General features: G+C 44.8%; 22 protein-coding genes and 1 pseudogene. 10 read left to right on the top strand and 13 right to left on the bottom strand.

Annotation, left to right across the window (positions count from 1 at the left end; genetic code table 11):
* Positions 1-14: 14 nt before the first annotated feature.
* A complete protein-coding gene (locus FOF60_RS23765; protein WP_413632913.1) occupies positions 15-1,382 on the bottom strand; it encodes a YjiH family protein in 1,368 nt (455 codons plus the stop codon).
* A 234-nt stretch (positions 1,383-1,616) separates the two neighbouring features.
* Between FOF60_RS23765 and FOF60_RS23760 the strand changes: the two genes are divergently transcribed.
* Positions 1,617-2,105, top strand: a complete 489-nt coding sequence (locus FOF60_RS23760; RefSeq protein ID WP_192471972.1) for a GNAT family N-acetyltransferase — start codon at positions 1,617-1,619, stop codon at positions 2,103-2,105.
* 52 nt (positions 2,106-2,157) lie between these two features.
* Here FOF60_RS23760 and FOF60_RS23755 read toward each other — a convergent pair whose 3' ends face one another.
* The 5 genes from FOF60_RS23755 to FOF60_RS23735 all read right to left on the bottom strand — a co-directional run bounded on the left by FOF60_RS23755 (position 2,158) and on the right by FOF60_RS23735 (position 8,056).
* The gene (locus FOF60_RS23755) at positions 2,158-3,810 is read right to left on the bottom strand and encodes a glycoside hydrolase family 13 protein (RefSeq protein ID WP_192471971.1); all 1,653 of its coding nucleotides are present in this window, start codon (positions 3,808-3,810) and stop codon (positions 2,158-2,160) included.
* 74 nt (positions 3,811-3,884) lie between these two features.
* Positions 3,885-4,910 (bottom strand): LacI family DNA-binding transcriptional regulator, encoded by a 1,026-nt coding sequence (locus FOF60_RS23750; RefSeq protein WP_192471970.1) that lies wholly within the window; start codon positions 4,908-4,910, stop codon positions 3,885-3,887.
* Between the two features lie 24 nt (positions 4,911-4,934).
* Complete coding sequence (locus FOF60_RS23745) at positions 4,935-5,756, bottom strand: carbohydrate ABC transporter permease (RefSeq protein WP_192471969.1); 822 nt, start codon at positions 5,754-5,756, stop codon at positions 4,935-4,937.
* Complete coding sequence (locus FOF60_RS23740; protein WP_192471968.1) at positions 5,756-6,616, bottom strand: carbohydrate ABC transporter permease; 861 nt, start codon at positions 6,614-6,616, stop codon at positions 5,756-5,758. Before FOF60_RS23740 ends, FOF60_RS23745 begins: the two co-directional genes overlap by 1 nt.
* A 132-nt stretch (positions 6,617-6,748) precedes the next feature.
* On the bottom strand, positions 6,749-8,056 hold the full coding sequence (locus FOF60_RS23735; RefSeq protein WP_192471967.1) for an ABC transporter substrate-binding protein: 1,308 nt from the start codon (positions 8,054-8,056) through the stop codon (positions 6,749-6,751).
* A 431-nt stretch (positions 8,057-8,487) separates the two neighbouring features.
* Here FOF60_RS23735 and FOF60_RS23730 point away from each other — a divergent pair, with 431 nt between their 5' ends.
* Together FOF60_RS23730 and FOF60_RS23725 are read left to right on the top strand one after the other, a co-directional pair.
* A complete protein-coding gene (locus FOF60_RS23730) occupies positions 8,488-9,348 on the top strand; it encodes a Cof-type HAD-IIB family hydrolase (RefSeq protein ID WP_192471966.1) in 861 nt (286 codons plus the stop codon).
* Positions 9,349-9,405: 57 nt separating this feature from the next.
* Positions 9,406-10,506 carry a PQQ-dependent sugar dehydrogenase gene (locus FOF60_RS23725; protein WP_192471965.1) on the top strand — a complete coding sequence of 367 codons (1,101 nt, stop codon included), beginning with the start codon at positions 9,406-9,408 and terminating at the stop codon, positions 10,504-10,506.
* Between the two features lie 315 nt (positions 10,507-10,821).
* Here FOF60_RS23725 and FOF60_RS23720 read toward each other — a convergent pair whose 3' ends face one another.
* Genes FOF60_RS23720 through FOF60_RS23710 form a run of 3 tightly spaced genes read right to left on the bottom strand, consistent with a single transcriptional unit; the run spans position 10,822 to position 13,241 of the window.
* Complete coding sequence (locus FOF60_RS23720; protein WP_192471964.1) at positions 10,822-11,481, bottom strand: TetR/AcrR family transcriptional regulator; 660 nt, start codon at positions 11,479-11,481, stop codon at positions 10,822-10,824.
* 22 nt (positions 11,482-11,503) lie between these two features.
* Positions 11,504-12,529 carry an ABC transporter permease gene (locus FOF60_RS23715; protein ID WP_192471963.1) on the bottom strand — a complete coding sequence of 342 codons (1,026 nt, stop codon included), beginning with the start codon at positions 12,527-12,529 and terminating at the stop codon, positions 11,504-11,506.
* Positions 12,519-13,241: an ABC transporter ATP-binding protein gene (locus FOF60_RS23710; RefSeq protein WP_192471962.1), complete on the bottom strand. Its 723-nt coding sequence runs from the start codon at positions 13,239-13,241 to the stop codon at positions 12,519-12,521. The genes FOF60_RS23715 and FOF60_RS23710 overlap by 11 nt, the downstream gene beginning before the upstream one ends.
* A 200-nt stretch (positions 13,242-13,441) precedes the next feature.
* On the opposite strand from FOF60_RS23710, the gene FOF60_RS23705 reads away from it, so the two are divergent.
* Positions 13,442-13,777, top strand: a complete 336-nt coding sequence (locus FOF60_RS23705) for a hypothetical protein (RefSeq protein ID WP_192471961.1) — start codon at positions 13,442-13,444, stop codon at positions 13,775-13,777.
* A 28-nt stretch (positions 13,778-13,805) separates the two neighbouring features.
* Here FOF60_RS23705 and bshB2 read toward each other — a convergent pair whose 3' ends face one another.
* The 3 genes from bshB2 to FOF60_RS23690 are packed head-to-tail and all read right to left on the bottom strand — an operon-like array spanning position 13,806 to position 14,994.
* Positions 13,806-14,474, bottom strand: a complete 669-nt coding sequence (gene bshB2 / locus FOF60_RS23700) for a bacillithiol biosynthesis deacetylase BshB2 (RefSeq protein WP_192471960.1) — start codon at positions 14,472-14,474, stop codon at positions 13,806-13,808.
* Between the two features lie 35 nt (positions 14,475-14,509).
* On the bottom strand, positions 14,510-14,857 hold the full coding sequence (locus FOF60_RS23695) for a YojF family protein (RefSeq protein WP_192471959.1): 348 nt from the start codon (positions 14,855-14,857) through the stop codon (positions 14,510-14,512).
* Positions 14,845-14,994: a hypothetical protein gene (locus tag FOF60_RS23690; protein ID WP_192471958.1), complete on the bottom strand. Its 150-nt coding sequence runs from the start codon at positions 14,992-14,994 to the stop codon at positions 14,845-14,847. The genes FOF60_RS23695 and FOF60_RS23690 overlap by 13 nt, the downstream gene beginning before the upstream one ends.
* A gap of 271 nt (positions 14,995-15,265) precedes the next feature.
* Between FOF60_RS23690 and FOF60_RS23685 the strand changes: the two genes are divergently transcribed.
* Positions 15,266-15,622, top strand: a complete 357-nt coding sequence (locus FOF60_RS23685; RefSeq protein WP_192471957.1) for a DUF2512 family protein — start codon at positions 15,266-15,268, stop codon at positions 15,620-15,622.
* A gap of 375 nt (positions 15,623-15,997) precedes the next feature.
* Here FOF60_RS23685 and pdxK read toward each other — a convergent pair whose 3' ends face one another.
* Positions 15,998-16,822 carry a pyridoxine/pyridoxal/pyridoxamine kinase gene (gene pdxK, locus FOF60_RS23680; RefSeq protein WP_192471956.1) on the bottom strand — a complete coding sequence of 275 codons (825 nt, stop codon included), beginning with the start codon at positions 16,820-16,822 and terminating at the stop codon, positions 15,998-16,000.
* A gap of 855 nt (positions 16,823-17,677) precedes the next feature.
* Between pdxK and fdhD the strand changes: the two are divergent.
* The 5 genes and pseudogenes from fdhD (at position 17,678) to FOF60_RS23655 (ending at position 23,933) form a co-directional block, all read left to right on the top strand.
* Positions 17,678-18,471: pseudogene (gene fdhD, locus FOF60_RS23675) on the top strand (formate dehydrogenase accessory sulfurtransferase FdhD).
* 64 nt (positions 18,472-18,535) lie between these two features.
* On the top strand, positions 18,536-21,511 hold the full coding sequence (gene fdnG, locus FOF60_RS23670; protein ID WP_192472030.1) for a formate dehydrogenase-N subunit alpha: 2,976 nt from the start codon (positions 18,536-18,538) through the stop codon (positions 21,509-21,511).
* A complete protein-coding gene (locus FOF60_RS23665; protein ID WP_192471955.1) occupies positions 21,511-22,338 on the top strand; it encodes a 4Fe-4S dicluster domain-containing protein in 828 nt (275 codons plus the stop codon). Before fdnG ends, FOF60_RS23665 begins: the two co-directional genes overlap by 1 nt.
* Positions 22,331-23,038, top strand: a complete 708-nt coding sequence (locus tag FOF60_RS23660) for a formate dehydrogenase subunit gamma (RefSeq protein WP_192471954.1) — start codon at positions 22,331-22,333, stop codon at positions 23,036-23,038. The genes FOF60_RS23665 and FOF60_RS23660 overlap by 8 nt, the downstream gene beginning before the upstream one ends.
* 85 nt (positions 23,039-23,123) lie before the next feature.
* The gene (locus tag FOF60_RS23655) at positions 23,124-23,933 is read left to right on the top strand and encodes a formate dehydrogenase accessory protein FdhE (RefSeq protein WP_192471953.1); all 810 of its coding nucleotides are present in this window, start codon (positions 23,124-23,126) and stop codon (positions 23,931-23,933) included.
* The last annotated feature ends 10 nt before the right edge of the window (positions 23,934-23,943 follow it).

Raw genomic sequence — 23,943 nt, 5'->3', positions numbered from 1 at the left:
ACTTTACCGTTATCTTAAAAAATAATATGCGCAACCAATACGATGATTGGCAATGTCACTAGCGTACGCTGAAGGAAAATGATGAACAATTCCCCAAAGCTGACAGGAATTTTCGATCCAAGCAGCAGTCCGCCAACCTCAGACATATAGATCAGTTGTGTAACGGAAACCGACGCAATAATGAACCTTGTCATCGGGCTCGCGATATCAGCACCGATAACGGAAGGAAGGAACATGTCCGCAAAGCCGACGATCAATGTTTCTGATGCTGCCTTCGCCTCAGGTACCTGCATCAGCTCAAGCAGCGGTATGAACGGCATTCCAAGCCATTGAAATACTGGCGTGTATTCAGCGACAATCAGCGCCAGTGTTCCAAGAGCCATGACGATTGGCGCAACACCCATCCACATATCAAGGATATTGCGTACACCGGCAAGCAGGAAATCCTTGAAGCTTTTATTGCTGCTGGCTTTTTCAACAGCCTGTGCCATACCCCAGGAGAAAGGTGTATAGCCATCTGGGATATTCTCCTCAGAATAGTCGTTGTTCTGCTCCACATAGTACGTATCCGGCTTCCTGGAAAGAGGCGGGATTCGCGGAAGGATGACGGCTGCAACCACACCAGCCAGTGTTACAGTCAAATAGAATGGTACAAACATTTTAGCAAGCCCTACCTGGGAAATGACGACCAGGCTGAAAGTGATTGAGACAACAGAGAATGTTGTTCCGATGACAGCTGCTTCTCTTCTAGTATAATAGCCTTCTTCATATTGCTTGCTTGTCAGGAGGACCCCGATTGTGCCATCGCCGAGCCATGACGTTAGAGTATCGATGGAAGAACGGCCAGGCAAAGTGAAAATTGGGCGCATGATTTTAGCCATCAAGGTGCCGAACAATTCAAGCAAACCGAAGTTCAGCAGTAAAGGCAGGAACAATCCTGCAAAAAGAAACACAGAGAAAAGGATTGGCAAAAGGTCATTGAGCAGCAGTCCGCCTGTGTTAGCTGACCAAACTGCTTCCGGTCCTAATTGAAACAAAGTCATAACTGCAAAAATAGCTCCTAGTATACGGGCAACGAGCCAGACAGTTGGAACATCGAATAAAGATTTAAGAAAATGATTGCGATTAAGGACTTCTGGTCTAACGCTTTTAATCAATAATGTTCCGATTAACGTCAGGACAATGATCACAGTCATGATCGCAGGCAGCGTTCCGCCAAGCAAGTCCTGGAGCCATCCGGATAAGACGGCGATTGGTATCGTGATTTCTCCATTATAGGAGATTGGTAACATAAAGAAAAATATTCCTATTAATGAGGGGATGATAAATGCTAAAAAGTCCCCGGTAGATCTTCTTTTACGTAATGGTTTTTCCAAAATGATTTCACCCTTAAGAATACATATTTATAAGCCAAAAATTATTTTAATGCATAACCCCTGTTTTGCCAATACTTTTCTCTCCCCAATTCCTTCCTGTGTTATATTCTCCTAAAGCAAGCAAGCTAAACGTCAATCCGCCACCCTCATGTAAAATTCAATTTTTTTCAGCAGGATTCCTCCTATTTTGCGTGAATTCTTAATAGGACTATTACCTCATTTAGATAGGGAGTATATTGAATGAAAGTAAATTTGAAAGTAATCAACTCAGATAAAAAGGAAGTATTGCATAATTTATATTCACTCTACCTGCATGATTTATCCGCCTATACAGAGGGATTGCAGATCAGTGATTCTGGCCGCTTCGAGTTTGATTCATTTTCGCTTGTATGGGAAAAAGAAGGAGTCACTCCATACTTCATTATCGCCGGCGGAAAACTGGCAGGGTTCGTCTTGATTCTTGAAGCACCCTTTACGTCAAAAGTAGATAAAGTGATCAATGACTTCTTTATTCTCCACCCATATCGCGGAAAAGGGGTCGCAAAAGCAGCCGTAGCTGAGATATTTAGTCAGAACAAAGGAAGCTTTTACATCTCTCAGCTTGTCGAGAACAAGCCCGCAGTCCGTTTTTGGAATAAAATCTACCAGCAGCATGGAATCGAATTTGAAGAACACACAGAAGTGCAGGACGGGGAAGAGGTTTTTTATCAGACCTTTGTTGTTAGGTAAGATGTGGAAAAATAAAAGGGAGTGCCGTCATATCAGGCACTCCCTTTAAAGATTACTTCAAATATACTCTAGTTTCATACGGCTTCAATGTGAATGCAGCTTCCTGTTCCTCAGCCTTGTAGTTGTTCAGCAGCAATTTGCTTGATTCAAGCGGGAATCCATTGAATTCGAAATCTGCTGGCTCGCCGGAAATGTTTGAGATGACCAGGGCTTGCTTGCCGTCCAATGTTCTTGTGTAAGCATAGATTTGTGCATGGTCTTCAAGAACCAAATCGTATGTGCCATAAGTGAAAATTTCATTAGCCTTCTTCATTTCAATCATTTTTTTGTAAAAATGAAGGATGGAGTTCGGGTCTTTAAGCTGGGCTTCGACATTGATCTCTGTGTAATTTGGGTTCATGCCAAGCCAAGGATTTCCTGTTGTGAAGCCGGCATTGTCAGCTTCTGACCATTGCATCGGCGTCCGGGAATTGTCGCGGCTTGTGGCCCAGATGAAATCCATGATCTCTTCATGCGGCACACCGTTTTCGCGGCGAATGTTATAAAGGTTCTTGATCGCGACGTCATCGTAATCCTCGATTGAAGGGAACTGGACATTGGTCATGCCGATTTCCTGGCCTTGATAGATGAAAGGCGTACCCTGCATCAGGAAGTACATAGCAGCGAGGGCTGTCGCACTTTCGCGCCAGTACTCCTTGTCATCACCCCAGGTTGAAACGATCCGCGCTTTATCATGGTTTTCGATGAATAATGCATTCCAGCCGTGGCCTTCAAGACCTTTTTGCCAGCGGGTAAAAGTTTTCTTCAATTTTGCCAGGTCGAGTGCCTTCTTTTCAGAGTCCCAAAGATCAAGGTGCTCAAACTGGAATACCATATTGAACTTGCCTTGTTCCTCTCCGACCCAAAGATCGGCTTCCTCGATGCTGACGCCATTTGCCTCGCCGACTGTCATGATGTCGTATTTAGAGAATGTTTCTTCCTTCAATTCCTCGAGGAATGTCTGGATTCCGTCAACATTCATATGCTTGTCAAAAGAAGAAACATACTGCAGTCCTTCGGGATTAAGCATGTCCTTAAAGCCTTCTTCTTTTTTGATGTGACTGATCGCGTCGACACGGAAACCGTCGATTCCCTTATCGAGCCACCAGTTAATCATATCGTATAATGCTGTACGGACCTCTTTATTTTCCCAGTTCAAATCAGGCTGTTTGCGGGAGAAAATGTGCAGGAAGTACTGGTCTGTCTTCTCATCATACTCCCAGGCAGAGCCGCCGAAGATGCTTTCCCAGTTGTTCGGCTCAACGCCATCCTTGCCGTCGCGCCAGATATACCAGTCACGCTTCGGGCTATCCTTGGATTCACGGGACTCGATGAACCATTGGTGCTCATCGCTCGTATGGTTGATAACAAGATCGATAATCAGCTTCATGCCGCGTTTATGCGTCTCAGCTAGCAGCTGGTCGAAGTCTTCCATCGTCCCGAATTCATCCATGATATCCTGGTAATCACTGATATCATAGCCATTATCGTCATTAGGGGACTTGTACATCGGGCAAATCCAGATCACATCAATCCCTAAATCCTTTAAGTAATCAAGCTTTGAAATCATTCCTTGCAAATCGCCGATGCCGTCGCCATTTGAATCCATAAAGCTCCTCGGATATACCTGATAGGCAACAGCCTCTTTCCACCATTTGTGTTTCATTTGAACCCTCATTTCTTTGTTTGATCCTGATGTATTCCGTTATTTTACATTAGTCATTTTGTGCTGTCCAAGAGCTACTTATGAATTGGACTGCATGATTTTCGCTCTATCATTTTCGCCGGGATTGTCACTCTCTTAGGCAGTGCATCCGGATTTTTAATGATTTCTATTAAACAGTTAGCCGCTTCGAAACCTAACTGGAAGATGTCAATATTAACAGAAGTCAGTTGCGGCTTCATATGTTCCGCGAGCGGTACATCATTGAAGCTTACTATTGAGATTTCTTCCGGCACCTTGATATTCAGTTCCTCGGAATAACTCATAAGCTCGATGGCGGTAAAATCATCTGCCACTACCAGGGCAGTAGGCGGCTCATGTGAGGAAAGAAATCTGGTGATGCCTTCTTTTCCTTCAGATTTTAAGCATTGCTCGTGGATAATATATTTTTCGTCAAATGGGATGCCAGCTTCGTGCAGGGCTTGCTTATAACCCTCCAGCCGGTCGATTGTAAAAACATGCTCTAAATTGAAACCGATGAAAGCAATTTTTTCATGCCCCAGCTTGATCAAGTAGTCAGTAACCTGTTTGGTAATATAAATATTGTCATTGTCGACATAGGTGATCCGCTCAGCGTTCCTGCTGGGGCGGCCTATGACAGTAAAGGGAAAATTACGCTCCAGCAAGTAGTTCATGATTTTGTCATCCGTCTTTGAATACAATAGGATGATGCCGTCAACCCTGCGGCCCTGCACCATCGATACCACCTGCTGGAAGATTTCCTCGTCCGTGATGCCAGTCGTTAAATACACCCCGAATTGATGTTCATGGGCCTTCATGCTGATACCCCTAATGACCTCGGGAAAAAATGGATTTTGCAATGCCTGGGTAGCCGAATTTGGCATAACGATACCGATTGTCTCAGTACTCCTTACCACCAGGCTGCGTGCTTGGAAGTTCGGGTGGTACCCCAGTTTCTCCATCACCTTCCGTACACGCTTCTTCGTTCCTTCATTGATATGAGGGTGATCGGCAATCACCCTGGAAACGGTAGATGGTGACACACCGGCTGCCTTCGCTACATCTTTGATTGTGACTGCCATTGGTCGTCTCTCCTATAGTATCGATTATTTTACCGAGCCTTCTGAAACTCCCTTGATGATTTGCTTTTGGAGGAAGAAGTAAATTATGATGACCGGAATGATCGCGATCGTCAGTCCTGCCAGTGCCAGATGCCATTGTTTAGTATATTCCCCAAAGAAGAAGAACATCTTAAGCGGAATTGTTTCCATTCCCGGCTTATTGATGACAAGGGAAGGAAGCAGGTAGTCATTCCAGATCCAGATGATGTTCAGGATGGCCACTGTAACGGACACCGGTTTTAGCATCGGGAAGATGATGTGCCAGAAAATTTGGAACCGGTTCGCTCCATCGATTGTTGCCGCTTCATCAAGCGATTTCGGAATTCCGCTCAATGTTCCGTGATATAGGAAAATGGACAAGCTTGCGCCGAAACCAAGGTACATGAAAATCAGTCCGCCCCTGTTCAGCATTTCAAGCTTACCAAAAATCGACACCAGTGGAATCATGACAGACTGGAAAGGAATAAGCATTGCTGCGACAAACAGCATGAAGATAATCCCGCTGGTTTTGCCGCCGCGTCTTGAAAGGGCATAAGCGGCCATTGATGAAAAAATGATGATGACAGCCACAGCCAGCACTGTAATCAGTACAGAGTTGAAAAAGGTTTTTAGAAAATCCAAACGCTCAAAGGCAACTGTGTAATTCTCAAATGAAAAAACATCCGGAAGCTTTAAGGTATCCTCAAACATTTCTCTTTTTGTTTTAAAAGAGTTGACGATCATCAAGTAAAACGGGGAAAGCCAGATCAGGGCAAGGATGATGCCGAGAATTTCAAGAATGATTCTGCTCTGCTTCTTCTTTTTCATTACATCTCGACCTCCCGTTTTTTATTGATGTAAACCTGTGTAAGCGAAATAGCCGCTACGATCAGGAAGAAAATAACCGCTTTTGCCTGTGCGAATGCCATCGCGTTTTCCACAAATGCCGTTTTGAAAATTTCCATCGCGACCATTTGTGTCGAATTGTATGGACCGCCGCCAGTGAGTGACAGGTTCTGGTCATAAAGCTTGAACGAATTGGAAAGTGTCAGGAACAAACTGACTGTGAACGCCGGCATGACCAGCGGGAAAGTGACGTGATAAAAACGCTGGAAGCTGTTCGCGCCATCAATTTCTGCTGCTTCAAGCAATTCCTGCGGCACTCCTTCCAGGAATGAAATATAGATGACCATGATGTAACCGGCCATCTGCCAGCTCATCAGAATCGCCATTGCCCAGAAGCCCGTTGTTTCAGTGGACAGCCATCCCTCCAAAGCTTCGACGCCAATCAGTTCTCCGACGCTCGCGAAAACTTTTGTGAAAATGAACTGCCAGATGAATCCTAAGATCAGTCCGCCAATCAGGTTAGGCATGAAGAAAATCGTTCTCAAGATATTATTCGTCCTGAATTTTTGGGTGACGAGCAATGCAAGTGAAAGGCCGAAGAAGTTGATCAGGAACACGGAAACAACAGTGAACTTTGTTGTGAACCATAATGCATCTCTGAATTCTTCCTCAGCAAAAAGCGCTTTATAATGTTCAAGGCCTACAAATGAAGGTGTCTTGATCCCGTTCCAGTCAGTAAATGAGTAGTACACACCGAATGCCAGCGGCAAAATGACCACGACAGCAAGCGCGAGCAGAGCGGGAGCCAGGAAAAGCCAGTACCAGAGGTTCCGGTTTCGCATCTGTAAATCCTCCTATCTTTGTGATATCAGGGGAAGTAAATTTTCCGAAGCAAATGGAGCACCGCTTCAAGGAAAAAAGATAGGAAACAAAACAGCCGCGGCCGTTCTGTTTCCTTCTTTAGTTAACACTTATTACTTACGAGCTTCCGCCCAAGCTTTGGAAGACTCTTCTACTAATTCGTCCCAAGTCATTTCGCCGCTCACATATTTTTGGATGTTGATTCCAAGCTTTTCTTGTCCCCATCCAGTTGGGTAACCCATGAATGTCCAAGCCAATGTTTTGCCAGCTGAAGAGTATTCATAGATTTCTTTTGCAAGTGGATCAGAGATCTTGCCAGCATCATATCCTTCATAAGCAGGAATGAATTTGAAGTCTTCGATTACAGCTGTTTTACCTTCTTCAGAAGTATATAACCAATCAAGGAATGCCTTAGCTGCTGCTACTTCTTTTTCGTCCTTGTTGCTGTTTACAGCCCAGTACATTGGCACGCCAACTGGGATTGAATCTTCTTTGTAGCCTTCAACCGGGATTGGAAGGATGCCTACGCCGCTGTTAGCAAGCTCTTCATCGATACCTGCGATTGAACCTGCTACCCAGTTACCTTGCTGGATGATTGCCGCTTTGCCAGTAGAGAACAACTCTTCAACCTGCTTAGCATAGTCAAGGCTTACAGTAGGCTGGTCAGAGTATTCGTTTTGCAGGTCAAGAATCTTCTTGAATGCATCGCCATGTTCAAAAGTAACTTCCTTCGATTCGAAAGCGTTGATGACGTTCTGGTCGAATTCAGGTGCAAGGAACACGTTTGACAGGTGAAGTCCTGTTACCCAAGTTTCTTTTGCAGGAAGAGCAAATACAGATGTAAGACCAAGGTCTTTTTTCTTGCTGTCAAGAGTCTTAACAGCTTCTTCTAAAGCACTGTAGCTAGTGATGCTCTTTGGATCGATTCCTGCTTCTTCAAAAATTGCTTTGTTATAGATGAAGCCATATCCTTCCTGGTTATATGGAAGTCCAAGTACTTTGTCGTCTTTTGTTACGCCTTCAAGAGTTCCGCTAAGAGCAGCTTTTGCAGCATCTGTGTCAGAAAGGTCAGCTAGCTTATCTTCCCAGTCTGCAACGTCCTGCGGTCCGCCTACGTTATAGATGGTTGGTTCATTGCCTGAAGCGAACTTGGATTTAAGTGCAGCACCGTAATCCTCGCCGCCGCCAACAGTTGTGATGTTGATATCCACATCTTTATTAGCTTCTTCATAAGCTTTTGCGATGTCTTCGAACTGATCCTTGAACTCAACCTTGAATTGGAAAATGTCAACGGTTACTTTTTCGCCGTCTTTTCCACCTTCTCCAGATGTCTTGTCATCGCCTGATGAACATCCTGCAAGACCTCCGCCAATCAAAAGTCCAAGAGAAAGAACTGCTGGAAATAGCTTTTTTGCTTTCATTGTTGAGATACCCCCAAATATTTATATTTTTTTTGCATGCAACCACATGCGTTCCGAAAGCGTTTGCATATTTTTGCATAAAACTCTTGCTGAAATTGATTTTATACAACACCTTTAAAACGCTTACATATTAGGAGTGTGGATAGTAAAAACATTGATTTAACTGGGTTTTTACGAATGACACCTTAATGCTACCCATATATGCAAACGATTGCAGCTTCGGATTCATAATAGCATATGAATTTTACAATGACAATATGTAAGTTTTTAAGATAATTAAATTTATAGACTATTAGTTTAAGGCTGAATTGAAGGGATACTTCATGGTCATAATAATTGGAAAATTAGTATATACACGTATTATTTGCTGTCATGTGTTTGAAGGTCTATCATGGTTGTTAATACTGAAAAAAATAACTGAAGGTGAAAACATGATTAAGTGCATAGCAACAGATATGGATGGAACATTCTTGACTGCCACCCAGCAGATCACTGATGAGAATCGGGAAGCAGTTTTAAAAGCAAAAGAGAGCGGAATCGAGGTTGTGGTCGCAACCGGCCGTTCCTATCAGGAAGCGAGGTTCGTGCTTGAGGAATCCGGCCTAAAACTGCCGATGATTTGTGTAAATGGAGCCGAGGTCCGTTCCGAGAATGGGGAAATCGTTTCTTCAAGTCCGTTGAACAAAGCGAAGGCCCGACAGGCTGCATTAAGGCTTGTGGAAAGCGGCGTGTATTTTGAGGTTTACACAAACAAAGGTACCTTCACTGAAGATGAGGACAAGGCAATCTCGATTATCGTTGATATTTTTTCAACCGCAAACCCTGAAGTGCCGATTGAAAAAATTGCTGAAGCTGCCGAAGAAAGGATGCATAAAGGACTGATTACGAAGATCGAACATTATGACCGATTATTCGAGGACGACCAATATGAAATTTACAAGCTGCTTGCTTTTTCGCTGGATGATGCCAAGCTTGGTGCTGCAAGAAATGGCCTGAAGGAAATCACCGGGCTTGCGGTCAGTTCATCTGGCCGTGAGAATATCGAAATCACAAGCCTGGACGCTCAAAAAGGGGTAGCTCTGGAAAAATTCACAGCATCAAGAGGAATCACCATGAAGGAAACGATGGCGCTTGGCGACAATTTCAATGATGTATCGATGCTGGAAAGAGTCGGCAAACCGGTCGCAATGGGCAATGCTGCAGAGGAAATCAAAGCTTTATGCGGCGAAGTGACATTGTCGAATGAAGAAAGCGGCGTTGGAAAAGCGATCATGAAGGTGTTGGAAGGCTGAATTTTGATTGCGCAAGATTGATTTTCAAAACGTTATGAAAACCAAGGAGAGGGTGTCATGAAAAGAGTCTTGTATGTGTTACTGGCAATGCTGATGTTGATGGCAGGCTGTTCTGGCGGTGGCGATGAAACAAAGCCTGCAGGTGAAGGTGGTCCAAAACCAGAAGAAGGCAAAGAGGCTGTTGCCCAGGCAGACCAGCTTGAGGTTGTCGCGGAAAATCTGGAAGTGCCTTGGTCCATCAATAAAAGCGGCGAAACATTTTATCTGAGCGAACGCCCGGGGTCGATTGTAAAAGTGGAGGGCGGCAGCACGGAGCGGCAGAAGGTTTCTTTTAAAAAGGAATTGTCCCAGGCGGCAGAAGCTGGATTTCTTGGCTTTGTGCTTGCTCCTGACTTCGAGCAGTCCAACAAGGCATTTGCTTATTATACATACGAGAATGGCACCGGGCAGTTCAATCGGATTGTCGAACTGATTTTGAAAAATGATGAATGGGTGGAAGGCAAGCTGCTGCTCGATAACATCCCGAGTGGACGCTTCCATCACGGAGGCAGGCTGAAAATCGGCCCGGACGGAAAGCTTTACGCCACGGCAGGCGATGCGGCAACCAATCCGGAAATCGCCCAGGATCTAGGTTCACTTGGCGGCAAAATCCTCCGTATGAATCTTGATGGATCGGTTCCGGCAGATAATCCATTTGAAGGTTCCTACGTATACAGCTATGGTCACCGCAATCCGCAGGGATTGGCCTGGTCGGAGGATGGAATGCTCTATGCCAGCGAACACGGCCCATCCGCACAGGATGAAATCAATTTGATCAAGGCAGGCAAAAACTATGGCTGGCCGGAGATAACCGGTGATGACACGAAGCAGGGCATGGAAACGCCAATTTTCCATTCAGGAAGCAATACATGGGCACCATCAGGGATGGTGGCACATGGCGGGAAGTTATATGTGGCTACCCTGAGAGGCAACGCGCTCCGTGAGTTTGATCCTGCGGCCAAAACTACAAGGGAAGTAGTCACAGGATTAGGCCGAATCCGCGATGTCATCGTTGAAGACGGTAATCTATACTTTATCAGCAATAATACCGACGGCCGCGGCACTCCGGGTGAGGGCGATGACAAGCTTTATCGGGTAAAAGTTGATGAATTGCGATAATTAAGTGAGATTTTATTGATTTCTAAAGCAGTTTCATAAAAAAAGCTCTAAAAACCTAGAAGATAGGCTGGTTTATCGATAAAAAGAAAACCATAATATGAAGGGAATAGCGAGAATCTTTTTTTATAGCGAGAATTTCAATTATATAGCGAAAATCCCATTTATATAGCGAAAAATCGAATAATATAGCGAAAATCTGATTTTTATAGCGAAATCTCAATTTATATAGCGAAATCTCAATTTATATAGCGAATTGGAAATTATCGATGATTTTTTCCAGTCTCCACAATAAAAAACCGGGCACCCAAGCCCGGTTTATTTTTTGCTGCTGTTCGGTCCTGCCAATCCATGCATGATGAATTGAATTGTCCGCTCTGTTTCTGCTTCATCATCCCAGTCTGCTTCAGGCAGGATCATATATCGTGCAATCAAATAGCCAAAAATTGTTGAAAATGTCATTCTAAACACGCTGTAGGCCGGAATATCCATGATCTGGCCTTTTGCCTGATAATACTCAACAAGCTTTATGAATTGAGCATATACTTTTAGGGCGATATGCTCCTTGAACAATTCCTTTAACTCAGGGTGGAACGGAATTTCCTGCACCAGGATTTTAACAGTTGAAAGATTTTTAACAAGGAAATCACGGCGATTTAAAAGCATGGCAGTAAGAAAATCTTCAAAATGCTCGTAATCCTGATGAAGAACCTTCTGCAAGTCTTTTATGATAAAAGGTGCCACAAACTTTGCCATTACTGGAGCGACAATTGCCAGCAGCAAATCCTTTTTCGTTTTATAATGCCTAAAAATCGTACCTTCAGCAACGCCTGCCTTTTTGGCGATTTCGCTGGTTGAAGTGGCGGAAAACCCTTTTTCGGCAAAGGATTCAATCGCCGATATGATGATTTTCCTTTGCTTCTCGGTCAGGTCTTCGCCATCGATTAGTTCATCAATGTTTAAGTCTTGGTCACTCATGTGCTGCTCCTTTCGCCCGTGGTCAAACTGCGCGGTGTTTCCGCAATGCCAAAATATTAAGGAAGATGAACAGTGCTGAAAATCCGGCCAGCATCAGCATATTTCCGTAGATGGCATCCCATCCGTATCCTCTTACCATAATATCACGCAGTGCTTCGGCAGCATAATAGAGCGGCGTAATTGGCCCCAGCCAGCTCAGCCAATCGGAAATCGTATCGAGATTGATCAGTCCGGAAAAGAAGAACTGCGGTACGATGATGATCGGGATGAACTGAATCATCTGGAACTCATTGTTTGCGAATGCGGACAAAAGTGTACCGAGCGTCAGTGCTGTCATTGACAGCATTAAAGTGATCACTAACACATAGACAAAGGAACCTTCCATCAGCATTCCAAGGACATAGATGGCATACCAGGCAATCAGCGTCGCCTGCAGCATCGTGAAGATTCCGAAGCCAAGGACATAGCCAATGACGATTTCCCATTTCCGCAGTGGGCTCGCCAGCAATTTTTCCAGTGTACCGCTTGTTCTTTCTCTTAAAAAAGAGATTCCGGATATGATGAAGACGAAAAAGAAAGCGAAGAACCCTAATAGAACCGGTCCGAAATAATCGAACTGTCCCATATCATCTGAGCCATGAAGATAATCGACAGCCAGATTTCCCTGTGATGGCGTCAATGGCTTCGTTGCTTGCTGGATCCATTTAATAACCGAACCATTAACTGTTGGGTCGCTTCCTTCTAAAACGATTTTATCTATTATAGGGCCATTAAAGGTGATATACCCGTCAATTTCTCGTACCAAAGCATCCTCTTTTGCTATTTTTGCAGAGTCATATTCTTTCACTGTGGCATCCTCGAGGTCCAGCTTCTCCATTACAACAGCAGGAGCATCCACAAAACCGACCTTTGGAACATAGTTTTCACCGTTAAAAACAAGGTGGAGCATCGTCAGGATCAGGAGCGGGGCGACAAGCATCATTGCAAGTGTCCTTTTATCCCTTAGGAATTGCCGGATAATCCTGATCACTAAAGCTCTAATTCTCATGCTGGACACCTCCGTATGCTAAAAATGCTTCCTCAACGCTGGCAGACCCAGTCTTTTCCTTCAATTCTGCAGGAGTGCCGACCGCGATCAGACGTCCATCTCGAATCAGTCCAAGCCTGTCGCATTTTTCGGCTTCGTCCATGACATGTGTTGTAACGATCAGCGTCTTTCCCTCTGCCTTTAAATCATAGAAACCTGACCAAATGCTCTGGCGCAGAACAGGATCAATGCCGACAGTCGGTTCATCGAGGATCAGCAGCTCTGGCTCATGAAGCAGTGCGGAAGCGAGCGATAGACGACGCTTCATGCCGCCAGAATAATTGGTTACCAGTTTGTTTAGATGATCAGACAAGTCGACAAGCTGCAATACTTCTAAAATACGTTTTTTCCGGTGCGTGCCCTTGAGCCCGAACAAGGAAGCAAAGAATTCAAGATTTTCTTTCGCAGATAATTCAGTGTAAAGTGCGTCCGATTGGGCCATATAGCCAATCCTTTCAATAAGCTTTAAGGAAGGCAGTTTTTCGCCGAAAAGAAAATTTTCACCTTCACTCGGCATTTCAAGCCCAACGAGCTGCCGGACAAGCGTAGTTTTTCCTGCTCCAGAGGGACCAAGCAGTCCAAAAATTTCTCCGCTCTCAATCTCTAGATTGATATTCTCTAAAACCTTATGTTTGCCATAACTTTTACTTACGTTTTTGATTGATACAATCATAGGACCTTCACCATCCTTTTATAAAAGTGAGTAATCACTCACTCAGATCATATCGCAATTATTTGATTTTGTATAGTGAGTAATCACTCACAAATTAATCTATAATTCTACATCATTATGCAAATATCTTATTCGATGTTTATGTGCTATCATACGAGGTAGAGATAACTGAAAATTTTTAAAATAGGGGAAGTGATCTCTTGTTTTTTAAAAAGAAGCGTCTGGTGCTGATTCTTGTTCCGGTTCTGCTGATAGCGGGCCTGTATTTCTATGATGCGAATTTGGATGTGTACATGAATAAAACAGACGGAGTAATAGTCCATAAAGACAAAGAGTTCCATCGAGGCTATGAAACGTATCAAAAATATTATGTGAATGGCGAGAAAACCTTTGAAATTGACCGCTTGATTGGCAAGACCGATAACAGCAAGTTTCTCGGATTCAAGGAATCGGTGTGGAAGATTAAAGGGGAGCCGGAGGATAAGGTTGTATTCGTAAAAGGCTTGATGATTGAGGGAGTTTATGAACGAAAGTGAAAAATCCACCTTAATAAGGTGGATTTAATCATGAGAACTTATAGGTCCAGAAGCGTTCATTGTTGAGCCACGCCAATGTTTTTGGATCTTTTTCCTTCAGTTTATCAGCCATTTCTTCCAGCATCAGCTCAGTCTGGGAGCGGTGTGCACGGATTGCATCAAGCTTGATGTCTGCGACAGCACTTATATCATAAACGATATCCGGCTCGCCAAGCTCTTCGACACAGTTTCGTGAGAACGCTACGCAATGGAGCTTCGGCCTGTCTGCTTCAGGAATTTTTTCAACTGCTCGCACCACAGCTGCACCGGTTGCCTCGTGGTCCGGGTGGACGGAGTAGCCGGGGTAGAAGGTGATGACAAGCGAAGGATTCAATTCGGTGATCAATGAAGACATCAGGTTGGTCAGCATATTTTCATCCTCGAACTCGACCGTCTTGTCACGGAACCCGAGCATGCGCAAATCATTGATTCCCATCGCGCGCGCAGCGTCCTTTAATTCCTTTTTCCGTATAGCAGGAAGGGTTTCCCGGTTTGCGAACGGGGGATTCCCCATATTCCGCCCCATCTGGCCAAGTGTCAAACAGGCATATGTGACAGGCGTTCCCATGTTTATATGGGATGCGATTGTTCCGGAAACACCGAATGCCTCATCATCAGGATGAGGGAACACGACAAGAACATGCCTTTCTTTTTCCATCGTAAAATCTCTCCTTTCAGCCAAGTCCAAATAACTTATTCGAACGGTGTTTCACTTATTTCAAGGGCGACGGCAAGCTTTCCGTTAAAATCATGGCCGGCAAGCAGCAGCCTTCCTTTGTCATCAATTTCGAAGTGTGTGATTCCTTCAGCATAAACCCAGCCAAAAGGTATTTTCAAACCAGTCCGATAAGGGCCTTCACCAGTTATCTTCGCGCGTTCATAGGTTACCTTCGCATTGCGGATATAAGCGCCTGATGAGAAGAATGATTCGTTGTTGTGGGATGCGTATGCTCCATTTGTTGTTTCTAAATGGATATAGACTTCTTTGTCTTTAAAACGGTCCAGGGCTTCCTGGACTTCGGATATAATCACCGGATCCATCTTTGTTCCTCCTTCCTGGGCTTAGAAGTTTTCAGTTTATAATAGCCGAATGAATGGCCTTCTATGAATGTCCAGTTCCAGCGCCTAACCCCTCGAGTCGCTTCGGTCCGCCCAATGAAGTCAAAGAACGACTTCACTGGTCGGCCCTCCAGCGCTTGTCGGGGTTGACCAAGGCGCTTGCACTTTTCTTATAAAAATCAATAATACCTATATTACTAAAAAATACTTTTAAAAGCGAAATGTACGCTTAGAAGATTATTGAGGAAGGCCCATGATTTATCTAATCAAAAATGAAAATTACCTATTTTAATTGGAAATATACAAAAACAGTGAGCATGTAAGCGAGTTTTACATAAAGTGTTTAATCAGGAAAGCAAATGGAAATAGTGAAGGAAAAGGAGGGAGCTTATGAACCATGCAAAGGCATTATTGATAAAAGGCATCATGACATTTGCAGTTCTTCTTCTATTAATAGGGAGTTTTGCTGGGATCGGAGATATTCTCGTCATTACGCTCGTTCTTGGAGCGATTTCCTATCTTGCCGGTGACTTGTTTATTCTTCCGAAAACAAGCAATCTTACCGCCTCTTTATCCGACCTGGCCCTTTCATTTTTCGTGATATGGGGACTTGGGTTGATGTTGTTCGAGCAAAGTAATGGTATTGTTTTCGCTGCTCTATTTGCTTCCGTATTGATCGCTTCTGGTGAATGGTTCTTCCACAGTTATATGGCAGATCGGGTTCTTCGTATTAATCGGAAGATATAGTAACTATCGGACAAAAGTATGAGGATTCCCAGAAAAGTGTCCGTTAGAAGGTCTCTATCGGACAAAAGTATGAGGGATTCCCAGAAAAGTGTCCGTTAGAAGGTCTCTATCGGACAAATTCATGAAGGTTTGCGAGAAAAGTGTCCATTAGAAGGTCTCTATCGGACAAACGCATGAGGGATTCCCGGAAAAGTGTCCATTAGAAGGTCTCTATCGGACAAACGCATGAGGAATTCCCGGAAAAGTGTCCATTAGAAAGACTCTATCGCACAAAAGCATGCCGTTTAATGTCTATATCATTCAGTAACAGAAAAAAGAGGCTGCCGAAAGCTCAAAATAATGAGCTTTGGAGGCAGCCTCTTTTTGTTTTGCCTTTTATTCCCCGCGATTGCCGCCTGCGTACTTGTTGTACGCGAGGTGTGCGGTTGGGCCTACATATTCATTCAGCCTGAAGCCGTGCTTGATGGCTTCGGTGATGAATCCCTTCGCCACTTCCAATGCTTCAGGTACTGTTTTGCCTTTTGCCAGCTGTGCAGTGATCGCGGAAGCGAATGTGCAGCCTGCACCATGTGTGAAGCTTGTTTCGACCTTTTCGGATTCGAAAAGAGTGAAATCTTTTCCATCATATAGAAGGTCCACTGCTTTTTCGTGGTTCAGCTTGTTTCCACCTTTAATCATAACGTTCTTCGCGCCTAGATCATGGATTCTTACCGCTGCTTCCTTCATGTCATCTATTGTACGGATTGGCCCGGTTTGAGCGAGTTGCCATGCTTCAAACAGGTTCGGAGTGACAACTGTTGCTCTTGGCAGAAGCAATTCTCTCATTGCATCTGTGTTTTCAGGCATGAGAACCTCGTCTTCCCCTTTACATACCATTACAGGGTCGATGACTACCCTGTCCAATTTATGCTCATCGATTTTACGTGCAGATAGCTCGATGATCTCGACTGTTCCGAGCATACCTGTCTTCATTGCATCTATTCCAACGGAAAGAACCGTTTCAAGCTGCTTTTCGACAAGCTCAACTGGCTGTGGGAAAACTTCATGATGCCAGTGATTTTTAGGATCCATTGTCACAATCGTGGTAAGAGCGGTCATTCCATATACGCCCAGCTCCTGAAAGGTTTTAAGGTCAGCCTGGATGCCAGCGCCGCCGCTTGTATCGGAACCCGCGATTGTTAACACCTTTTTCAAACTCATCTATACTACCTCCATTTTAAGAATGGTGACTGCTCATTAGAACAAGACAAGTCACCTTCATCACTTTCTTATGATTATACCAATTCTATAGATTTAGACAAAGGATTGGATTGGTATCTTTTTTAAGTTGGTTAAAATTAACTTTTGACGATTTTGTGGCATTAGTGCTTTGACGTGATGAATGTTACTGAGGGAAAATAAATTGAATTACAGTTGACTATGTGAAAATTGACCCACTAGGGATTTTTCGTAAATAAAAAATCTCAATTTAAGAGTTTGTTAAAAAATAGACAATTTTCATCTATATTATTGTAACAATTGAAACGGTTACAACCATGTAATTTCCAGTACATTAAAGGCATAGGGGTATTAACCCTCTTTGCATAGTGGAATGTTTTTTTAATATAAGGTTCTTAACTTTTGGCTCTGTTATAACCCAATGTTGATCTTTACATCCTGTTGATTGTAGTGGAAGGCGAGAAGACTCCTCCGAAAATGCTAACGCATTTTCATCGTGCGTGGGCAGGTGCAGGAAGCACAATCAATGTCCTGCGGGATGAGCAAGTCATGGGGAGACCCCGCAGGCGCTTGAAGCGCCGAGGAGGCTCCCCGACTGCAAGGAAGAATTATGAAAAAGCCGGCAGTTGGGCTTTTTCATAATTCTTCCCCGCGGAAAGCGAAGCGCCTGGAACGAAAATCAACAGTCAAATTTAACAGAGCCTAACTTTAATGAACCGAATATAGCTTGCAAGATTCATAACAGTCTTTCAATCCCATCACACCGATGATGGAAGGGAAGAAGTCGATAGTTGCAGCGGAGCCCGGGGATGAAGTACCAGATAAGGGGTGAAGAACATGATCAAGAAAGGCTGTCCTGAAGAATATCCAATCAGCCTGAAGCTGAATGGGTATGAGATTGCGGTATTCCAGCTGACAAATCAAGATTTGGAAGACTGGGTTTATGGCTACCTTTTTTCAGAAGGTTTGATTGATGGGCCGGAGGACGTTGTCAGCGTCCAATTCAACGAAAAGACCGGAACATTGGATGTAGCATTATGCAATTCCTTTGATCCTGAGCAGATGTTTTCGAAAAAGAAGCATTATACAGCCGGCTGCGGTCGGGGAGTGACCTTCTTTTCGATGACGGATGTCAAGAAGTTCAATAAAGTGAATTCCGATGAAACCTATTCGATGACATATTTGTTGAAAAAACGCGCGGAATTTGCGCAAAATTCGCCGCTATACCTTGAAACGGGCGGCATGCACGGTGCCTGTATCATCCTCGAGATGGTAGCATTGAAGTCAGGGAAGATATCGGCAGGCATAATGCTGTTGACAAGATTATTGGCCACGCAATTCGAAAGCGTTTGCAGCCTGACCGTCTCGTCCTTTTGACGACTGGAAGGGTTTCATATGAAATGCTCTCAAAAGCTGCTAAATTTGGTTTTGCCGTCATTGGCTCGCGTACTGCGGCCACAAAGCAGGCCATCCAGCTGGCCCGCTTCCTCAACATTGAGGTCGTTGGCTACTTGAGAGGAAAAATGGCGACTGTCTATACATCTGCCAGGAGGATTAATGATGATTTAACTCCGGCGGCTGCCTCTGAGGATTTACTTGAAAGGGGGGAAGCCCAGCAAGTACTGAATTGACACCACCTGTGGGATTAGGGATGTTCTAAGCAACTATTGGGAAGGAGAGAGAGAGATGGTTGAAATCAACCTGAATCGCCGGCAGTTCTTGAAGCTGTCAGGTGCCACTGCGGCGACCCTGGCGGTTGTCGAGTTGGGCTTTAACGAAAAAGAGGTCCATGCAAAATCAAAAGAACTCAAGATTGCCAAAGCTACTGTTACACCAACCATTTGTGCATTCTGCGGCGTAGGCTGCGGAATCTTGGTACACACAAAGGACAATACTGTGGTTTATACGGAAGGGGATCCGGATAGCCCAGTCAACGAAGGTACACTTTGCAGTAAAGGTACAACAATCAGACAAGTCTACACATCTGAAAAACGCTTAACAAAGCCATTATATCGAGCTCCTGGCAGCAAGAAATGGGAAGAGAAAAGCTGGGACTGGATGTATGAAACAATTGCAAAACGTACGAAGGAAACACGCGACAAAACATTCATTGAGAAAGAAAATGGCATGTTTGTCAATAAGACCGAAGCCATTGCGAGCTTAGGCGGAGCAGCTCTTGATAATGAAGAGACTTATCTGCTTGCGAAAATGATGAGAGGGCTTGGCGTCGTTTATCTCGAACACCAGGCACGAATATGACACAGTTCTACGGTTGCCGGTCTGGCACCTACAGTAGGGCGTGGAGCAATGACAAACCATTGGAGCGATCTGCAAAATACCGATTGTGCATTGATCATGGGCGGGAATCCTGCCGAGAATCACCCAATTTCTTTCAGATGGTTGACTAAAGCGAAAGAAAAAGGCGGCAAAATCGTCTCTGTTGACCCTCGTTTCACGAGGACCTCATCAAAGGCTGACGTCTATGCTTCGCTTCGCTCAGGAACGGATATTGCCTTCATGGGCGGAATGATCAACTATGCGTTAGAGAATAACTTGATCCACAGAGAGTATGTTGCTGAATATACAAATGCATCTTTCATTGTAAAAAAAGATTTTGAGTTCAATGATGGACTATTCAGCGGGTATGACGAAGCAACCCGCAAGTATGACAAAACGAAATGGGCTTTTGAAACAGACGAAGAAGGCAATCCGAAAAAGGATAAAACCCTTACACATCCGCGATCTGTATTCCAGCTGCTGAAGAAGCATTTCTCACGCTATGATGTCGATTCAGTAATCGCGGTAACAGGAACACCAAAAGAAGATTACCTGAAAGTCTGTGAGACTTTCTGTTCAACAAGCAAGATTGGCAAATCCGGTACGATCATGTATGCGATGGGTACGACCCAGCATACGGTTGGAACACAGAACGTCCGTGCTTTTGGAATCATCCAATTGCTGCTTGGAAATATCGGTCTGCCTGGCGGCGGAATCAACGCGATGCGCGGAGAGTCCAATGTACAGGGATCCACTGATTTTGCTCTGCTTTATCACCTGCTTCCAGGATATGTTGGAACGCCAACTGCAATCCCTGAGCATGCGACATTAGAAGGCTACAACAAAAAGGAAACACCATCTGGCGGTTACTGGAGCAACAAACCTAAGTTCCTAGTCAGTATGCTGAAGGCCTGGTATGGCCCGAATGCGACAAAAGCGAACGAATTTGGATACCAGTACCTTCCGAAAGGAAACAAGAACTACTCGCATATCAATTTGTTCAATGCTATGTATAAAGGCGAACTGGAAGGCGCGTTCTTATTTGGAACAAACCCTGTAGTCGGCGGCCCGAATGCAGGCAAGGAAAAAGAAGCGCTGTCAAATCTTAAATGGATGGTAGCGGTTGACCTTTGGGAAACCGAAACATCTGCTTTCTGGCAAGAGGAAGCGGGCAGTGACCCATCGAAGATCGATACAGAAGTTTTCCTTCTGCCGGCAGCAAGCTCTTATGAGAAAGAGGGCAGTGTGTCTAACTCTTCACGCTGGATGCAATACCGCTGGAAGGCGATTGATCCAAAAGGAGAATCTTTGGCTGACTTGGAAATCATTCACATGCTGGTCAAGAATATCAAGGCCCTTTATCAAAATGAAAGTTCAGCTGCAGCCAAGCAGATCAATGCGTTGTATTGGAACTATGGTGAAGGCCACCATCCGGATATCGACCTTGTCGCAAAGGAAATCAATGGCTATGACCTGAAAACAGGACAACTCTTGAAAGGCTTCGGCGACCTGAAGGATGATGGTACAACAAGCTCTGGTAACTGGATTTATTCAGGCTTCTATCCAGAGGAAGGCAAGAACCGCTCCAAGAATCGTGACAACAAGGATACTGGCGGCGGGAACTTCCTGAACTGGGCATATGCATGGCCTGCGAACCGCCGAATCCTTTACAACCGTGCATCTGCTGATCCAAGCGGAAAGCCATGGAGCGACAAAAAAGCGGTCATCTGGTGGGATGGAAGCCAGAAGAAATGGACTGGAAATGACATTCCTGACTTCAAGCCAACAGTAGCACCTTCAGATGCAGGCGGAACGAATCCGTTCATCATGATCAACGGCGGAGTCGGAGGTCTATTCGCGCCAACGCTGAATGACGGTCCGTTCCCTGAACACTATGAACCGTTTGAAAGCCCGGTGAAAAATACCTTCTCTAGCCAGGAAATCAACCCGGCAGTTGTCATCATTGAGGGCGAGTTCAACCTGAAAGGCGACAGCAAGAAATATCCGATCGTCGGTACAACTTACAGGGTTTCTGAGCACTGGCAGTCTGGTTCGATGACACGTAATCAGGAATGGCTGTCCGAGCTGTCAGGCCATATGTATATTGAAATGAGTGAAGAACTCGCAAAGGAAAAAGGCATCAAGAACAAAGATAAAATCATTGTCAGCTCGGCCCGTGGTGATATCACAGCCTATGCAATGGTTACCAAGCGCTTCAAGCCTCATATGATGAACGGCAAGAAGGTGCATCAGGTCGGCATGCCTTGGCACTTTGGCTATAAAGGAATTGCAACAGGGGATACAGCAAACCGCTTGACACCTCATATCGGGGATGCGAATACGACCATTCCTGAATATAAGGCATTCCTCTGTGATATAAGGAGGGCTGACTAATGGCGGAGTATATTAAATATGTCGATGTAACCAAGTGTGACGGCTGCCGCGCCTGTATGGTCGCCTGCAAAAACTGGAACGATCTTCCGGCTGAGCCGGAAGAGTTCCAGGGCAGCGTCCAGTCTCATGCGAAGGTAACAGCAAACACATGGAACGTCCTGTCATTCATTGAACACGAAGATTCAAAAGGCAATCTGGACTACCTTTTCCGCCATTCTTCATGCTTCCATTGCTCGGAAGCGGCTTGCGTTAAGGTTTGCCCTGAAGAAGCCATGCACTACACAGATTTCGGAACAGTGGATGTCAATACGGACAAATGCGTAGGCTGCGGCTACTGTGTGCAGAACTGCCCATTCGATGTTGTCCAGCTGGCGACTTACAAAGACAAAAACGGCAAGGAATACAAGAAGGCGCAGAAATGCACAATGTGCGTCGATCGTCTTGAAGAAGGCATGCAGCCTGCTTGTGTCACTACCTGCCATACAGACGCAATGGAATTTGGCACGAAAGAAGAAATGCTCAAGAAGGCTGAAAAGCGCCTGAGCGAAATCAAGGATAAGTATCCGAACGCAATGATTTACAACCCAGAAGGAGTCGGCGGTACACACACTGTTTATGTACTTGCTGAAAAACCATCTGTCTACGGGCTTCCTGAAAAACCAAAGGTTCCAACATCAGCTGTTGTCTGGAAGGACTACGCACAGCCAATCGGCAAGATGATGCTTGGAGCAACAAGCATGGCGCTTGTAGGGGCATTCGTGTCCAACAAGCTATTCAATAAAGAAGGCAAAGGCCATGAAGAGGATGGAGGTGGCAGCCATGAGTAATACGCAGTATTCAGGTGTGAAGGTTAAGCGTTTCTCGAAAGGTTTTGTTATCGCACATGCTGTGAACGCCCTTTCATTCTTTGCACTGTATATCACGGCCCTGCCAATGTATACAGAGTGGTTTGACTGGCTTTATCCAGTACTAGGCGGACCAGAAGGAGCGCGCCTGCTTCACAGGATATTCGCGATCGCCTTCATTACGCCTACTTTCATCTGGCTGATCATGGATCCTAAGGGGTTCCTGCGCTGGGGAAAAGAGCTTGTTACTTGGAAAAAAAGAGATATCCAGTTTTTCACTGAGTTCGTCAAAGAACTATTTGGCTTTAAGTTCAAGCATGTAAAACAAACATTCTTCAACGCTGGTGAGAAAATCAACTCAATCATCCAGATCCTGACTGCGATCCTAATTATCGGTTCCGGCTTCCCAATGTGGTTCCCGGACCTGTTCCCGAAAGCGGTCGTCCAGTGGGCATATGTTGCCCATAACGTTGGCTTCGGTCTGGCAATCGCGGTAGTGGTCGGCCATATCTATCTGAGTGTCATCCACAAAAACTCAAGACCGGGATACACTGGAGTCATTACAGGTGAGGTTCCTGCTGAGTGGGCGAAGGACCACTATACAGAATGGTATGAAGAAGAAGTCAAGAAGGGCAATTTCCCTGACCTTGATAAAAACAAGAACAAGAAAAAAGGCGCGTAAAACATTAATAGAGGGAATGGCTGCTCTGACAGGGCTCCATTCCCTTCAAAATTTAGAATAATAGAGCGAAAGAGGGGCTGCAGCAATGAAAAAGTCCGTTGTCTCAAAAGAGTATCAGAAATTGCAGAAGGATATCATTCAATTGCAGGAACAATGGAAGACATCTCTGGATCCTGACTGTGTCCGTCCCAAGATTGATAAAGCTGCGATGGAGGCAGGAGTGCCTGTCACTGCGTTAGCGGCTATTGATTTTGATATTTCCCTATTCTTACAGTGGATAGAGGATATAGGTGGGCTTTTATCGAAGTATCAACCAGAGATAGAAAGTTCGATGCAGACTATTAAAAGTCTTATGGATGAAGAGACAGCTAAGAGATGGATCGATGAAGCATTTGCTTTTAACTATATTTACTTTGCCAGTTTTGCTGAGGAAAATGAGCTGGATGGCTGGATTCCGCAATTCGTTGCAGAAACAGTGCTACGTCCATACCTTCAGCTGACTGCTGCCAAGGTCCAGGATGAAATTCATCACGGTGTACACGGCGCTGGCTGCCCTGTATGCGGAGAACCTGTACGCCTTGCACAGCTTGAGGGAGAAGGAAAGAAAGTACTCCACTGCCCGCGTTGTTCGGCTCACTGGAATGACCGCCGCGTAGCTTGCTCACATTGCGGAAATAACGATCATGAAACAGTGAAAATCCTGACAATCGAAGGCGAATCAGCCGCGCAAATCCAGATTTGTGAAGAATGCAAAGGGTATACTAAAGTAATCGATACAAGACAATATATCGTAAAGCCAACACCAGCAATGCTCGACCTGAACACTATCCATTTGGATTTTGTTGCCCAGGAGCATGGATATAAATCTGCTGGAGAAACAAAACAGACAAACTAAAAGAAGGTGC

Origin of the sequence: Mesobacillus jeotgali (assembly GCF_014856545.2) — a bacterium.
Lineage (GTDB): Bacteria > Bacillota > Bacilli > Bacillales > Cytobacillaceae > Mesobacillus.
Note: the sequence above shows the minus strand (reverse complement) of the source record. Positions and strands in the feature narration are given on the sequence as shown.

Excerpts from the sequence above, each read along its gene's own strand:
- FOF60_RS23760 (WP_192471972.1), top strand. The coding sequence starts at position 1,617 with ATGAAAGTAAATTTGAAAGTAATCAACTCAGATAAAAAGGAAGTATTG.
- FOF60_RS23755 (WP_192471971.1), bottom strand. The coding sequence starts at position 3,810 with ATGAAACACAAATGGTGGAAAGAGGCTGTTGCCTATCAGGTATATCCG.
- FOF60_RS23750 (WP_192471970.1), bottom strand. The coding sequence starts at position 4,910 with ATGGCAGTCACAATCAAAGATGTAGCGAAGGCAGCCGGTGTGTCACCA.
- FOF60_RS23745 (WP_192471969.1), bottom strand. The coding sequence starts at position 5,756 with ATGAAAAAGAAGAAGCAGAGCAGAATCATTCTTGAAATTCTCGGCATC.
- FOF60_RS23740 (WP_192471968.1), bottom strand. The coding sequence starts at position 6,616 with ATGCGAAACCGGAACCTCTGGTACTGGCTTTTCCTGGCTCCCGCTCTG.
- FOF60_RS23735 (WP_192471967.1), bottom strand. The coding sequence starts at position 8,056 with ATGAAAGCAAAAAAGCTATTTCCAGCAGTTCTTTCTCTTGGACTTTTG.
- FOF60_RS23730 (WP_192471966.1), top strand. The coding sequence starts at position 8,488 with ATGATTAAGTGCATAGCAACAGATATGGATGGAACATTCTTGACTGCC.
- FOF60_RS23725 (WP_192471965.1), top strand. The coding sequence starts at position 9,406 with ATGAAAAGAGTCTTGTATGTGTTACTGGCAATGCTGATGTTGATGGCA.
- FOF60_RS23720 (WP_192471964.1), bottom strand. The coding sequence starts at position 11,481 with ATGAGTGACCAAGACTTAAACATTGATGAACTAATCGATGGCGAAGAC.
- FOF60_RS23715 (WP_192471963.1), bottom strand. The coding sequence starts at position 12,529 with ATGAGAATTAGAGCTTTAGTGATCAGGATTATCCGGCAATTCCTAAGG.
- FOF60_RS23710 (WP_192471962.1), bottom strand. The coding sequence starts at position 13,241 with ATGATTGTATCAATCAAAAACGTAAGTAAAAGTTATGGCAAACATAAG.
- bshB2 (WP_192471960.1), bottom strand. The coding sequence starts at position 14,474 with ATGGAAAAAGAAAGGCATGTTCTTGTCGTGTTCCCTCATCCTGATGAT.
- FOF60_RS23695 (WP_192471959.1), bottom strand. The coding sequence starts at position 14,857 with ATGGATCCGGTGATTATATCCGAAGTCCAGGAAGCCCTGGACCGTTTT.
- FOF60_RS23685 (WP_192471957.1), top strand. The coding sequence starts at position 15,266 with ATGAACCATGCAAAGGCATTATTGATAAAAGGCATCATGACATTTGCA.
- pdxK (WP_192471956.1), bottom strand. The coding sequence starts at position 16,822 with ATGAGTTTGAAAAAGGTGTTAACAATCGCGGGTTCCGATACAAGCGGC.
- FOF60_RS23665 (WP_192471955.1), top strand. The coding sequence starts at position 21,511 with ATGGCGGAGTATATTAAATATGTCGATGTAACCAAGTGTGACGGCTGC.
- FOF60_RS23660 (WP_192471954.1), top strand. The coding sequence starts at position 22,331 with ATGAGTAATACGCAGTATTCAGGTGTGAAGGTTAAGCGTTTCTCGAAA.
- FOF60_RS23655 (WP_192471953.1), top strand. The coding sequence starts at position 23,124 with ATGAAAAAGTCCGTTGTCTCAAAAGAGTATCAGAAATTGCAGAAGGAT.